Origin of the sequence: Sporosarcina sp. P37 (genome assembly GCF_002109365.1) — a bacterium.
GTDB lineage: Bacteria > Bacillota > Bacilli > Bacillales_A > Planococcaceae > Sporosarcina.
Genome location: NZ_CP015349.1, coordinates 1,143,233 through 1,156,875 on the forward strand (window position 1 = coordinate 1,143,233; position 13,643 = coordinate 1,156,875).

The window sequence follows — 13,643 nt, forward strand, 5'->3', positions numbered from 1 at the left end:
GTAGAGTTCATCTCTATACTTATATATACAAGCGAAACAGAGTAAAGGTCTCTCTCCAATCTGTCATGTTTGTGCTTTTTCATGTGGATTGGAGGGAGATCTTTTTTCATGCAATCACGAATTTCAAAGATTATATACAGAAAGGACGTATGTTACGGTTGGAAAATAAGCTGAAGCTCTACGGCTTTAACAACCTCACCAAAACTCTTAGCTTCAATATTTATGACGTGAGCTATGCGAAAAGTAGACGGGAGCAAAGTGAGTATATCGCCTATATCGATGAGCAATATAATTCGGAACGATTAACGAAGATTTTATATGATGTGACCGAGATGATCGGAGCTCATGTATTGAATGTCAGTAAACAAGACTACGACCCGCAGGGAGCCAGTGTGACGCTGATGATTTCAGAAGAGAAATTTCCCGCATCACAAATAGACCCGTCCTGTAATCAGGGAGCCATTCCTTTTCCTCCCGATAAAGATTCCGTCGTCAGTCATTTAGATAAAAGCCATGTGACCGTCCATACGTATCCCGAGTATCATCCCGATAATTCCATTGCGACGTTTCGGGTGGATATTGATGTTTCTACGTGCGGGGAGATCTCGCCGTTGAAGGCATTAGATTATTTGATCGGGAGTTTTGACTCAGATATTATTACAGCCGATTATCGCGTACGGGGATTTACACGTTCTGTTGACGGTAAAAAGCTGTTCATGGATCATGCCATGACATCGATTCAGGATTTCATCGACAGAAAGACGCTGGAAAAATACGATGCGATTGATATTAATGTCTATCAGGCGAATATTTTCCATACTAAGCTGCTAATTAAAGAAATTGATTTGCAGGAATACCTGTTCAATAAAGATGTCTCGGAGCTGCCTCCAAAAGAACGTCTTCAAATCTCGCATAATCTGCGGAAAGAGATGATTGAAATATACAGCGGTTCCAACGTCTATGAAAATGAGTGAGGAGAGAACATTGACACGATCACAACACCGCGTTCCTATTAAGGAAGCATTGCAGCAGTATCAGGAAGCACGTGTCGTGCCGTTTGATGTACCAGGGCACAAACACGGACGAGGCAACAGAGAGTTGGCCGACTTCCTCGGAGAAAGCTGTCTGCATCATGATGTAAATTCCATGAAGCCGCTCGATAACCTATGCCACCCTGTATCTGTCATCCGCGAAGCTGAAGAATTGGCGGCAGATGCTTTTGGTGCAAAGCATGCATTTTTGCTCGTCAACGGGACTACGTCCGCTGTTCAGGCAATGGTCATGACCGCCTGTAAAGCCGGAGAAAAGATCATTATGCCGCGCAACGTACACCGCAGTGCGATCAATGCGCTGATTTTAAGCGGGGCCGTGCCGATTTATGTGAACCCCGGCGTGCAGCAGGACCTCGGAATTCCGCTTGGCATGTCGGTGGATGAAGTGAAAAAGACCATCATGGATCACCCCGATGCGAAAGCGATTCTGATTAACAATCCGACGTACTACGGGATTTGCTCCAATTTACAGGCAATAACGGATCTTGCCCATGAGCACGATATGCTGGTGCTGGTGGATGAAGCACATGGCACGCATTTTTATTTCAACGACAAATTGCCAGCTTCCGCAATGTCAGTCGGTGCGGATATGGCCTCTATCAGTATGCACAAATCCGGCGGTTCACTTACCCAGAGTTCATTTTTACTGATTAATAACGGAGTGAGTGAAGGCTATACACGGCAGATTATTAACTTGACACAAACAACGAGCGGATCATATCTTTTGATGTCATCTCTCGATATCTCACGTAAGAATCTGGCGCTGCACGGACAGGAAATTTTCGATAAGGTCATCAGAATGGCACAGTATACCCGTGATGAAATCAATCAGATCGGAGGATATTATGCCTATTCCAAAGAGCTGATCAACGGTGATACCGTCTATGATTTTGATGAATCAAAATTATCGATCCATACACGCCAAATCGGACTGGCCGGCATTGAAGTGTACGATATTTTGCGTGATGAGTATGATATTCAAATCGAATTCGGAGATGTGGCGAATATACTTGCTTATATTTCCGTCGGAGACCGGACGCTTGACCTTGAACGGCTAGTTGCTGCCCTGGCAGAAATTAAACGGCGCTATAAAAAGGATTCGGGCTCTTTATTCGATCATGAATACATTACTCCTGAAATTGTCCAGACGCCCCAGCAGGCATTTTATGCAGACAAGGAAGTACTGCAGTTAACAGAATCTTCGGGACGCATCGCAAGCGAATTCGTCATGTGCTACCCGCCCGGCATTCCGATTGTGGCGCCCGGAGAACGGATCACAGATGAAATCATCGCGTATATCGGCTATTGCAAGGACAAGGGGTGTTTCCTGACAGGGACAGAGGATACGCAAGTCGAACGGATTAACGTAGTGAAGGAGGACACCCGATGAATTTATGGTTTACAGAAGATCATTCACCGCATACCCGTTTTTCCATTCGCGTGGAAGAACATCTTTATACTGCGACGAGTGAATTCCAGAAAATTGATGTCTTCCAGACGACTGAGTTCGGGAAGATTTTAACTTTAGACGGCTATGTCATGGTGACGGAAAAAGATGAATTCATTTATCACGACATGATTGTTCACGTTCCGATGGCGACCAATCCATCGATTGAAAAGGTGCTCGTCATCGGTGCGGGCGACGGCGGAACTGTACGTGAATTAACGAGATACCCGTCAATCAAACGAATCGACATGGTTGAAATCGATCAGCAAGTCGTGGAGGTATGTCAAAAGTTTTTGCCGCAGACCGCCGCACAGCTGACAGATCCGCGCGTGCATCTCTATTTTGAGGATGGTCTGAAATTTGTACGTCAGCAAGAGAATTCCTATGACTTAATTATTGTAGACTCTACCGATCCATTCGGGCCGGGAGAGGGCCTCTTCACAAAAGAGTTTTACGGTAATTGCTATAAGGCGCTGAATGAAAAAGGGATTCTAGTGAATCAGCATGAAAGTCCATTTTATGCGGAAGATGCACGCGGAATGCAGCGCGCGCATAAAAGCATCACGGGATTCTTCCCGGTCTCGAAAGTTTATCAGGCGCATATTCCAACCTACCCTTCCGGACATTGGCTGTTCGGATTTGCATCCAAAAAATATGATCCAGTGGATGATTTGAATGCGGATGCCTGGAATGCTCTCGGTTTACAAACAAAGTATTATAATCCCAAACTGCACGTCGGCTCTTTTGCATTGCCGAATTATGTAAAGGAGCTGCTGATCCATGCTGAATAAAAATATTGAAACCTTTTTAGGTTTTGAAGCAGATTATGAGGAATCATCTTTTGTCATCTTCGGAGCACCTTTTGATTCAACCACATCGTTTAGACCGGGTACGCGCTTCGCCAGTAAAGTGATGCGCAGCGAATCATTCGGACTCGAGACATACAGTCCGTATCAGGATGCAGATTTGACGGATTTCGCGTTATTTGACGGCGGCGACCTGGAACTCAGTTTCGGCAACACTGAACGCGCATTGGCACAGATCGAAGAATTCACTGCGCAAGTTCTGAAAGATGAAAAGATCCCTTGCATGATCGGCGGCGAACACTTGGTGACATTGGGCGCTGTCCGTGCGGCTGCTAAAAAATATCCTGACTTGCATGTCATCCAATTCGATGCACATACCGATTTACGTGAAGATTATTTGGATCAGCGTCTGTCCCATGCCACAGTCATACGCAGAATTTGGGACTTGCTTGGTGATAAGAAAATCTTTCAATACGGCATCCGTTCCGGCGACCGTCTTGAATTCGAATGGGCAGCCAAGCAGCATGTGTTTATGAATAAATTTAATTTTGACGGTCTCGAAGATACAGCGGCAAAGCTGCAGGGAAAACCTGTGTATTTAACAATTGATCTGGATGTGCTGGATCCTTCCGTATTTCCCGGAACCGGTACACCCGAAGCAGGCGGTGTAAGTTTCGTTGAACTGCTGCAGGCGATTTTAACAGTCAGCGGCCTGAATATTGTCGCCTGTGATATTAACGAGCTGTCCCCTGTCTATGACCAAAGCGGCGTGTCAACCGCCGTTGCCTGTAAAGTGTTGCGTGAACTAACCATAGCAATAAATAAAAATAATGAAATTGGTGGTGTCAATAATGAGTAAAGCATTAATTATTGGAGCAGGCGGCGTAGCATCTGTCGTCGCGCATAAGTGTTGCCAAGTACCGGATGTATTTGAAGAAATCTGTATCGCAAGCCGTACAAAGTCTAAATGTGACGCGTTAAAAGAAAAACTGGACGGCGGCCGCACCAAAATCCAAACTGCACAAGTGGATGCGGATAACGTGCCTGAACTGGTTGCGTTAATCAATGAATTCAAACCTGACATCGTCATCAACGTTGCATTGCCTTATCAAGATTTGACAATCATGGACGCTTGTCTTGAAACAAAAACGGACTATCTTGACACAGCAAACTACGAGCCGCTCGACACTGCGAAATTCGAGTATAAGTGGCAATGGGCTTACAAAGAGAAATTTGAAGAAGCGGGCATTACCGCATTACTCGGCAGCGGTTTCGATCCCGGCGTAACAGGCGTATTCTCTGCCTACGCTTTGAAGCATTACTTTGACGAAATTCATACGATTGATATCGTGGATGCCAACGCCGGTGATCACGGATATCCTTTTGCTACGAACTTCAACCCAGAAATCAACATCCGTGAAATCACAGCAAACGGCCGATACTACGAAAAAGGAGAGTTCATCGAAACCGAACCTCTTGAAGTGAAACGTGTCTATGACCTGCCTGAAATCGGACCAAAAGATGTCTATCTGTTATACCATGAGGAATTGGAATCGCTGGCAAAGAATATTACAGGAGTAGAGAAAATTCGATTCTGGATGACATTCTCCGAAAAGTATTTGACGCATCTTCGCGTGCTGGAAAACGTCGGCATGACATCCATTGAGCCAATCGAATTTGAGGGACAGCAAATTGTTCCGCTGCAATTCCTGAAAGCGGTTCTGCCTGACCCTGCTTCCCTTGGGCCACGCACAAAAGGAAAGACTAATATTGGCTGTATTTATCAAGGCACGAAAGACGGCGAACCAAAAACATATTACGTCTATAATATTTGCGATCATCAGGAATGTTACCGCGAAGTAGGCTCACAGGCTATTTCTTATACTACAGGTGTGCCTGCTATGATTGGCGCCATGATGATGCTAACAGGCAAGTGGAAAAAACCAGGTGTCTTCAATATTGAAGAATTTGATCCAGATCCATTCATGGAAGCATTGAATGAATATGGATTACCTTGGCACGAGGATTTTAATCCTACTTTGATCGACTGAGGAGATTACTATGAACTTTGATATACAAGCAGTTCCTTCACCCAGCTATGTCGTTGATGAAAAACTGTTGCTCGCGAATTTAGAAAAAATGAAATCAGTCATTGATCAAACGGGATGTAAAATTCTGCTTGCGCAAAAAGGTTTTTCCATGTTTGAAGTTTATCCGTTAATTGGCCGGTATTTACACGGGGTGACATCAAGCGGTTTATTTGAAGCGCGTCTTGGTTACGAAGAGATGGGTAAAGAAGTGCACACCTACGCTCCGGCTTTCCACGAAGATGAGTTTGATGACATTCTGCGTTATTCTGATCATCTGGTGTTCAATTCATTTGCGCAGTGGAAGCAATTCAAGAACCGTGTGCAGAAGCATGATCAGCCGATTGAATGCGGCATCCGGATTAATCCCGAATACTCAGAGATTGAAACAGATATGTACAATCCTTGCTTTTCATTCTCGCGGTTCGGTGTCACATTAGAGAACTTTGAAGCAGATGAGCTGGATGGCATCACCGGACTGCACTTCCACACGATGTGTGAACAAAACTCTGATACGTTGTGGCGCACGATTCAAATTATTGATGAAGAGTTTGGTCCTTATTTACAGAAGATGAAGTGGATCAATTTCGGGGGCGGCCATCATATTACACGTCCTGATTATGATATCGAAACATTAATCCGCTCCATTCGATTTATGCAGGATAAGTATCAGCTTGATGTGTACTTGGAGCCAGGCGAAGCCGTTGCACTCAACACAGGATTCCTCGTTGCCACCGTGCTTGATACCATGCATAACGGCATGCCGATTGCCATTCTTGACACATCAGCTTCGTGCCATATGCCAGACGTTCTTGAAATGCCTTATCGTCCCGAAATTATCGGTGCGGGAAAGCCTGATGAAAAAGCACATACGTATCGTTTAGGCGGTCCGACATGTCTTGCAGGTGATGTGATCGGCGACTATTCGTTCGATCAGCCGCTGCAGCCAGGCGACCGACTGGTATTTTGCGATATGGCGCATTATTCTATGGTAAAAAACAATACATTTAATGGTGTCAACCTGCCGTCTATCGTCCTGCATACTGCGGATAATAACATCAACGTCGTAAAACAATTCGGCTATGAAGATTTCAGGCAGCGCCTATCATAATAAAAACCGGTTCGCTTTTATGTAAGCGAACCGGTTTTTTACTTATAATAAGAAGAATCCGATACCCATGATTAAGTAGGCTGAAAATAGCACGAGCCCTTCAAACCAGTTTGACTCCCCGTCATGACAAATATTGACGACCAGAAATGTGGCGGTAATCATGGCAATCAACTCAGGCCAGGTGAATACAAGCGGCATTGCAGTAGGCATCAATAACGAAATCAGGACAAGCACCGGTGTTACAAACATTGCTATCTGCAATGTAGAACCGATTGCAATCTCGACCGATACATCCATCTTATTTTTCATTGCCAATGTAATTGCAGATGAATGCTCTGCCGCGTTTCCAACGATTGCGACGATGATGACACCGATAAACAATTCTGTCCAGCCAAACTTTTCACCCAATGTCCCGAATGTATGCACGAGTTTTTCAGAAACATATGCAACGGCTACTGTTGCAACTAATAGTACCACTATGGATTTCTTCTTTGTCCATTCCGGCATTTCATCTGTTTCATGATTTTCGGAACCGAATACGCCTCGGTGTGTAAATAACTTAAACACCAGACCTGCCAAGTAAATCAGGATGAGTATGATGGAAATACCAATACTCAAATTCAGACCTGTTTTAGTATCCATCGTCATCGAGAAGACTTCCGGAATCACAAATGCCACGACAATCGCAAAAATCAATAATGCAGAATTAAATCGAGCATCGAAAATATTAAAGTTCTGTCTTTTATGCTTCAAACCACCTGCGAAAAAAGATAGACCTAGAACCAATAATAAGTTACCTAAAACAGAACCTGTCAACGATGCCAGTACGATTGCAATCAATCCGGCTTTCAATGTAAATATTGAAATTATGAGTTCTACCGCATTGCCGAATGTTGCATTTAATAAACCGCCAATCCGCGGTCCACTGACAATCGCTAAACTTTCTGTTGCTCTTCCAATGAATCCAGCCAGTGCAATAATACTGTAACAACATAGCGCAAACATCCATAAATCTGGCCAATTCAAGAGTGACGCTATAAACACTAAAGGTACTCCTGTAAACGCCATGACAGTAAATACTTTATTCAGCTTCCCCACCTCATCCCATCATCAATTTGTTATCATCATTCCCTGATTACCGTCTGAATAAACTGGTTAAAAATTGGTTGTACACCATACCTGCCCGTGATCAAGGCGCCCGCTGTTTTCCTCAAAAAAATACGGCAAAGTCCCAGTATCAGACTTTGCCGTAATATGAAAACTTATCATTCAGCAATCATTTATTGTTACATTTTAACTCTTCATCTTCGGATCCAGTGCATCACGCAAGCCGTCACCCATTAAGTTGAAGCCTAACACAGTGAGCATAATCGCAAGACCCGGGAAAATCATCGTCCATGGAGCATTTTGCAAGTAATCTTTGGAGTCTGCCAGCATTTTTCCCCATTCCGGATACGGCGCCTCTGCTCCCAGACCGAGGAAACCGAGTGCTGCTGCTTCCAGAATCGCTGTAGCAATCGCTAACGTTCCCTGAACGATAACCGGTGCCATCGAGTTGGGCAATATATGCGAAAACAAAATGCGAAAATCTTTCATACCAATCGCCTTTGCCGCTGTAATATATTCATCTTCTTTAATACTCAGCACTTTGGATCGTATTAACCGGCCAAAGTTCGGTACGTTGATGATCGCAATGGCAATCAATGCGTTGCGCAAACTTGGTCCCAAGACAGATACAATCGCAATCGCCAGCAGAATCGAAGGGAATGCGAGCATGATATCGAAGATCCTCGAGATAATCGTATCCACCCAGCGTCCGTAATAACCTGCGATAATACCAAGGAAACTTCCCACTACAATTGAGCCGACTACAGAGAAGAATCCTACAGATAATGAAATTCGCGCACCGTGAATAATACGCGAGAAGATATCACGGCCAAAGTCATCCGTTCCGAACCAATACTCTGAAGAAGGAGGCTGCAGTCGATCTGCCATCAGCTGTTCATTGATCCCTTCTTTTGTGACCAGCGGACCGAAGAGTGCAAGCAAAATGAAAAATAATACGATAAATGCTCCTGCGACCGCCACTTTACTTTTGCGAAAACCTATCCAAGCTTCCCGCCAAGGTCCTGTTGTCTTTTCCAGCTGTGCTTCTGCCGCTCCATCTACCTTAGGCGTTAATTCCGACATGAACTGTTCCTCCTTCCTCAATCATACTTAATCCTCGGATCAATCAGTCCATACAGTAAATCGACAAACAGATTGATCATTACGAAGATAAATGCCACGATGAGGATTCCTGATTGAATGACAGGATAATCTCTAAAGTTAATTGCATCATAGATATAGCGTCCGATTCCGGGCCAGGCAAAGATGGTTTCTGTCAGAATGGCCCCTCCCAGAAGCAAACCCATCTGAAGACCAATAACTGTCAATACGGGAATCACCGCATTTTTCAGCGCATGCTTATACACTACCCAAAACATTTTTTGACCTTTTGCCCGTGCCGTACGAATATAGTCAGCACGCATTACTTCAAGCATACTCGAACGCGTCATCCTGGCGATAATCGCCATTGGAATTGTTGCAAGTGCTAATCCGGGCAGAATCAAATGTTTAAGGACTTCCCATAATTGATCAAACCTGCCCTGGATTATCGTATCAATTATGTATAAATTGGTTATGGCTGAAACAGGATCCCGGACATTTTCACGGCCCGTTGTCGGCAGCCATTGCAATTCAATGGCAAATGCCCACTGCCCCATTAATCCCAGCCAGAAGATCGGCATGGATACGCCGATTAATGCCAATACCATTGCTGAATAATCAAACCATGAATTTTGGAACCAGGCAGAAATAATGCCTGCATTGATACCTATAACTACTGCAATAACCATTGCAAATAATGCCAGCTCTAGCGTAGCCGCCAAATAAGGCCAAATTTCGTCCGCCACAGGAAGTCGCGTACGCATGGATTCCCCTAAGTCACCTTTTAAAATACCGCCCAGATAACTGAAGTACTGCGTATACCAAGGCTGGTCGAGACCCAGTTTAATCGTCAGTGCTTCTACCGCTTCTTTTGTTGCCTGCTGCCCTAAAATTACTTGTGCCGGATTACCGGGTATTGCACGTATCAGCATGAATACTAAAAATGTCATACCAAGCAGGACAGGAATTAGCTGCAAAAGTCTTTTAATCGTATAGTTGAACAACTCTTTCACCCCTCCGGCTCTTATCTCTTCAACCAAAGAAAGGGAGAATGCTGAATTCTCCCTCTTCTCGATCCATACAATTTACATCGTGCTTATTTGAATTCTACGTTGGATAACAAATCAGACCCAGTAGGATGAGGAACGAAACCAGTTAATTCTTTTGCTCCGCCCAACAATGGAATGGAGTGAGCAAGCGGCACCCATGGAGCTTCTTCGTGAAGAATTTCCTGAGCTTCCTTGTATAACTCATTACGCTTGTCTTCGTCTACTTCTGTCTGTGCTTCTAGGAATAGTTTATGTGTTTTATCGTTCTTGAAGTATGTGTAGTTATTGCTTCCGATATTATCTTCATCCAATAGGACATACAGGAAGTTATCCGCGTCACCGTTATCACCTGTCCAGCCTAGCATGAACGCATCTGCGTCTCCCTTGCTTGCTTTATCCAGGTACGTTGCCCACTCATACGAAACGATTTTTGCTTTGATTCCGACGTCAGCCAAGTTACTCTGAATAGCTTCAGCCACTTTCGTTCCGTCCGGCATATATGGACGCGGAACAGGCATTGCCCATAGTTCCATTTCAAATCCATCTTCAAGACCTGCTTCTTTTAATAGCGCTTTTGCTTTTTCAGGATCATATTCATATCCTTCGATTTCATCATTGTAACCTGAAATAGATGAAGGCATCGGGTTCTTTGCGACTTCCGCGCGCCCTTCAAAGAATGAGTCAATGATTGTCTGCTTATCGATTGCATAGTTCATTGCCTGACGCACTTCTTTTTTATCAAACGGCTCGCGGGTTACTGTCAGCCCAAGGTACCCCACGTTCATAGAAGGACGCTCAAATAACTGTAATTTGTCATTGTCTTCAATTTTCTGACCGTCAGCCGGATTAATTCCGTCTGCCAAATCAATCTCACCGGAAAGTAAAGAGTTCAGACGCGCAGAGTTATCCGGGATAGACTGGAAAATAACGCGATCCAATTTCGGAAGTCCTTCCTGCCAATAGTCTTCGTTCTTTTCAATGGTGATCGTTTCATTTGGCTTCCACTCTACAAACTTGAATGGACCTGTGCCAACAGGGTTACGCTCATATTCGTCATCGCCCTTCTCAAAAGCTGTCGGACTTGAAATCGCAAACATGCTCATGGCGATATTTTTCAAAAATGGTGCCTGCGGACGCTTCAATGTAATGATGACTGTTGAATCTCCATCTGCAGTTACAGATTCGATTACGTGCTCTTCGTCATCTTTGAAACCGCCAAACATCGAGTTATAGTATGGGAATGTATCTGAATCTCCATTAGCCCAGCGCTCAAAGTTTTTAACAACTGCTTCCGCATTGAAGTCTGTGCCGTCGTGGAACTTCACGCCTTCTTGTAATTGGAATGTATATGTTAAACCATCTTCACTTGTCTCGTACTCTTTTGCAAGACCCGGCTGAACTGTCGTATCCTGCTCCCCAAAGTTCAGCAATGTTTCAAATAAATTCACTGTTACCTTAAATGTTTCCCCTTCTGTAACACGGGATGGGTCAAGAGATGTTGAATCTCCGCCTCGTCCAAATACCAAAGTCTTATTTTCACTGCCCCCTTTGTCTGCAGTGTCTTTGTCCTTGCCGGTGCTTCTTTCTTTGTCATCGCCGCCGGAACAGGCTGCCAGTGCCGTTGACAATACAAGAAGCATGATCAGCGCGAACGACCACAATCTCCCTTTTCTCATACAGATCCCTCCAATTGTTTTTGTCTTTCTATATCATCGTCGCCTTCCGCCGTGTAGAGATGGCAGGCAACAGAATGACCGGTACTTTCCTCTGTTAACACAGGGGTGATTTTCGTACAAACATCCATCTTGAAAGGACAGCGGGTGTGGAATGAACAGCCGCTCGGCGGATTCGCGGGGCTGGGCATATCGCCTTCTATAATGATTTGTTCCTTATGATAATTCGGATCCGGCACAGGCACTGCGGATAATAAGGCCTGTGTATAAGGATGAAGAGGATTTGCATACAGCTTTTCGCTTTCTGTAATCTCCACAATTTTCCCCAAGTACATGACTGCTACACGGTCACTGATATGACGAACGACCCCGAGGTCATGTGCAATGAAGATATACGTCAAATTGAATTCCTTCTGCAGATCCTGCATCAAATTTAAAACCTGTGCCTGTATGGATACGTCTAAGGCAGAGACCGGTTCATCCGCAATAATTAATTTTGGATTGGTCATCAATGCACGCGCAATGCCAATTCGCTGACGCTGGCCCCCGCTGAATTGATGCGGATAGCGTTTCGCATGATATTCGCTCAGTCCGACAATCTTCAAGAATTCCACAACTTTTTTACGGCGTTCTTTTGTGTTGCTAATGCCGTGAACAATGAGCGGCTCTTCCAATATTTTCCCGATTGTATGGCGAGGATTTAATGAAGCATACGGATCCTGAAACACCATCTGGATATCCCGACGGACTTTCCGCACTTCATTCGCCGGCAGTTTTGTCAAATCTTTTCCTTGGAACTCTACGACGCCCTCTGTCGGTTCAAGCAGCTGCATGATTGTCCGGCCTGTCGTTGATTTGCCGCAGCCGCTTTCACCTACAATGCCGAGCGTCTCACCTTCATTTACATGAAATGAAACATCGTCGATTGCTTTGACATAGCCGACAGTTCTGCCGATCAATCCTTTATGAATCGGAAAATATTTTTTTAATCCTTCAACTCTCAGCAGCGGCTTGTTCATCTGTGCCCGTCACCCCTTCTTGCCCGTCATATAAAAAGCATCTGGTCTGGTGATTGTCAGCGTTTTGATATAGTTCTGGAGTTTGCACCCAGCACCTAGAGAAAGCGCTTTCACACCTTGCTGCGAATCTGCAGCCCTTTTCGATGGAGCCCGGCTTCGGCACATTGCCCGGAATAGAATAGAGACGGTCTTTTTTATCCCGCATATCCGGCACCGACTGAATTAGCCCCCGCGTATAAGGATGACACGGATTTTCAAATATGTCTTTGGTTGTCGCTTCTTCTATCACTTGGCCTGCATACATTACTACGACACGTTCGCAAGTTTCCGCCACAACTCCCAAGTCATGCGTGATTAATAGAATCGCTGTATTCATACGTTCATTGAGTTCGCGCATCAGTTTTAGAATTTGGGCCTGAATCGTTACATCCAATGCTGTTGTCGGTTCATCTGCAATGAGAACTTTAGGATCACACACAAGTGCCATCGCAATCATTACACGCTGACGCATACCGCCCGAAAGCTGATGCGGATATTCTTTCATAATTTCTTCCGGACGGGGCAGTCCGACCAATTTCAGCATTTCAATTGCCCGCTCTTTTATTTGCTTTTTCGACCATTTCTTTTCATGCAGGGAAATAGCTTCTGACATTTGATTGCCAATTGTAAAGAGCGGATTCAATGATGTCATAGGTTCCTGGAAAATCATCGCTACATCGTTCCCGCGAATTTTTCTCATTTCCTTTTCGGATTTTTGGAGGAGATCCTGGCCTTCAAAGAGGATTTTCCCTCCAGTAATTTTGCCGGGAGGACTTGGAACTAACTGCATAATAGACAGTGAGGTCACACTTTTCCCACAGCCGGATTCCCCCACAATCCCCAAGACTTCCCCTTCTCTTACATAAAAGTCCACGTGATCTACTGCTGGAATTTCTCCTGAATCCGTGAAAAAGGTCGTTTGCAAATCCTCTACTTGTAGTAATTTTTTTCTTTCGTCCATTTGCTCACCTTTTTCTATTTTTCTGAAATAACTCATTACTCACTATTATACTTTTTTTCTCATTAAACGCAAGATGCTTTTTTGATAAAATATTATATTGGGAAAAGTCTGCAAAAATACGAGAAACGCTATAGGAAATGTTATACCTAGGCGTTTCTCGTATCTAACTGTTTTTTATAATATTATATCTA

The 13,643-nt window shown here is 44.4% G+C and carries 12 protein-coding genes; 6 read left to right on the top strand and 6 right to left on the bottom strand.

The window, feature by feature from the left end:
* Positions 1 to 149 precede the first annotated feature (149 nt).
* Genes speD through nspC form a run of 6 tightly spaced genes read left to right on the top strand, consistent with a single transcriptional unit; the run spans position 150 to position 6,503 of the window.
* Positions 150 to 974, top strand: a complete 825-nt coding sequence (speD, locus tag SporoP37_RS06035; RefSeq protein ID WP_081244763.1) for an adenosylmethionine decarboxylase — start codon at positions 150 to 152, stop codon at positions 972 to 974.
* Positions 961 to 2,442, top strand: coding sequence for an aminotransferase class I/II-fold pyridoxal phosphate-dependent enzyme (locus SporoP37_RS06040; protein ID WP_081242805.1), 1,482 nt, complete (start codon positions 961 to 963; stop codon positions 2,440 to 2,442). The genes speD and SporoP37_RS06040 overlap by 14 nt, the downstream gene beginning before the upstream one ends.
* A complete protein-coding gene (speE, locus tag SporoP37_RS06045) occupies positions 2,439 to 3,290 on the top strand; it encodes a polyamine aminopropyltransferase (RefSeq protein ID WP_081242806.1) in 852 nt (283 codons plus the stop codon). Before SporoP37_RS06040 ends, speE begins: the two co-directional genes overlap by 4 nt.
* Positions 3,280 to 4,164, top strand: a complete 885-nt coding sequence (gene speB, locus SporoP37_RS06050; protein WP_198160055.1) for an agmatinase — start codon at positions 3,280 to 3,282, stop codon at positions 4,162 to 4,164. The genes speE and speB overlap by 11 nt, the downstream gene beginning before the upstream one ends.
* Entirely contained in the window at positions 4,157 to 5,356 is a 1,200-nt protein-coding gene (locus tag SporoP37_RS06055; RefSeq protein WP_081242807.1) for a saccharopine dehydrogenase family protein, read from the top strand. Before speB ends, SporoP37_RS06055 begins: the two co-directional genes overlap by 8 nt.
* Before the next feature lie 10 nt (positions 5,357 to 5,366).
* Positions 5,367 to 6,503 carry a carboxynorspermidine decarboxylase gene (gene nspC / locus SporoP37_RS06060; RefSeq protein ID WP_085430505.1) on the top strand — a complete coding sequence of 379 codons (1,137 nt, stop codon included), beginning with the start codon at positions 5,367 to 5,369 and terminating at the stop codon, positions 6,501 to 6,503.
* Positions 6,504 to 6,545: 42 nt separating this feature from the next.
* On the opposite strand, the gene cax is transcribed toward nspC, so the two are convergent.
* The 6 genes from cax to SporoP37_RS06090 all read right to left on the bottom strand — a co-directional run bounded on the left by cax (position 6,546) and on the right by SporoP37_RS06090 (position 13,452).
* Positions 6,546 to 7,571 carry a calcium/proton exchanger gene (gene cax / locus SporoP37_RS06065; protein WP_232329819.1) on the bottom strand — a complete coding sequence of 342 codons (1,026 nt, stop codon included), beginning with the start codon at positions 7,569 to 7,571 and terminating at the stop codon, positions 6,546 to 6,548.
* 225 nt (positions 7,572 to 7,796) lie between these two features.
* Positions 7,797 to 8,693 (bottom strand): nickel transporter permease, encoded by an 897-nt coding sequence (gene nikC / locus SporoP37_RS06070; protein WP_081242809.1) that lies wholly within the window; start codon positions 8,691 to 8,693, stop codon positions 7,797 to 7,799.
* A gap of 17 nt (positions 8,694 to 8,710) precedes the next feature.
* Positions 8,711 to 9,715: an ABC transporter permease gene (locus SporoP37_RS06075; protein ID WP_081242810.1), complete on the bottom strand. Its 1,005-nt coding sequence runs from the start codon at positions 9,713 to 9,715 to the stop codon at positions 8,711 to 8,713.
* Positions 9,716 to 9,807: 92 nt separating this feature from the next.
* A complete protein-coding gene (locus SporoP37_RS06080) occupies positions 9,808 to 11,436 on the bottom strand; it encodes an ABC transporter substrate-binding protein (RefSeq protein ID WP_085430506.1) in 1,629 nt (542 codons plus the stop codon).
* Positions 11,433 to 12,452, bottom strand: a complete 1,020-nt coding sequence (locus SporoP37_RS06085; protein ID WP_081242812.1) for an ABC transporter ATP-binding protein — start codon at positions 12,450 to 12,452, stop codon at positions 11,433 to 11,435. The genes SporoP37_RS06080 and SporoP37_RS06085 overlap by 4 nt, the downstream gene beginning before the upstream one ends.
* A complete protein-coding gene (locus tag SporoP37_RS06090) occupies positions 12,427 to 13,452 on the bottom strand; it encodes an ABC transporter ATP-binding protein (protein ID WP_085430507.1) in 1,026 nt (341 codons plus the stop codon). The genes SporoP37_RS06085 and SporoP37_RS06090 overlap by 26 nt, the downstream gene beginning before the upstream one ends.
* Positions 13,453 to 13,643 lie beyond the last annotated feature (191 nt).

What these genes read in the sequence shown, in the direction of transcription:
- SporoP37_RS06085 (WP_081242812.1), bottom strand. Translation starts at nt 12,452, where the DNA reads ATGAACAAGCCGCTGCTGAGAGTTGAAGGATTAAAAAAATATTTTCCG.
- speE (WP_081242806.1), top strand. Translation starts at nt 2,439, where the DNA reads ATGAATTTATGGTTTACAGAAGATCATTCACCGCATACCCGTTTTTCC.
- speB (WP_198160055.1), top strand. Translation starts at nt 3,280, where the DNA reads ATGCTGAATAAAAATATTGAAACCTTTTTAGGTTTTGAAGCAGATTAT.
- SporoP37_RS06055 (WP_081242807.1), top strand. Translation starts at nt 4,157, where the DNA reads ATGAGTAAAGCATTAATTATTGGAGCAGGCGGCGTAGCATCTGTCGTC.
- nspC (WP_085430505.1), top strand. Translation starts at nt 5,367, where the DNA reads ATGAACTTTGATATACAAGCAGTTCCTTCACCCAGCTATGTCGTTGAT.
- SporoP37_RS06040 (WP_081242805.1), top strand. Translation starts at nt 961, where the DNA reads ATGAAAATGAGTGAGGAGAGAACATTGACACGATCACAACACCGCGTT.
- SporoP37_RS06080 (WP_085430506.1), bottom strand. Translation starts at nt 11,436, where the DNA reads ATGAGAAAAGGGAGATTGTGGTCGTTCGCGCTGATCATGCTTCTTGTA.
- SporoP37_RS06090 (WP_085430507.1), bottom strand. Translation starts at nt 13,452, where the DNA reads ATGGACGAAAGAAAAAAATTACTACAAGTAGAGGATTTGCAAACGACC.
- cax (WP_232329819.1), bottom strand. Translation starts at nt 7,571, where the DNA reads ATGGCGTTTACAGGAGTACCTTTAGTGTTTATAGCGTCACTCTTGAAT.
- nikC (WP_081242809.1), bottom strand. Translation starts at nt 8,693, where the DNA reads ATGTCGGAATTAACGCCTAAGGTAGATGGAGCGGCAGAAGCACAGCTG.
- speD (WP_081244763.1), top strand. Translation starts at nt 150, where the DNA reads ATGTTACGGTTGGAAAATAAGCTGAAGCTCTACGGCTTTAACAACCTC.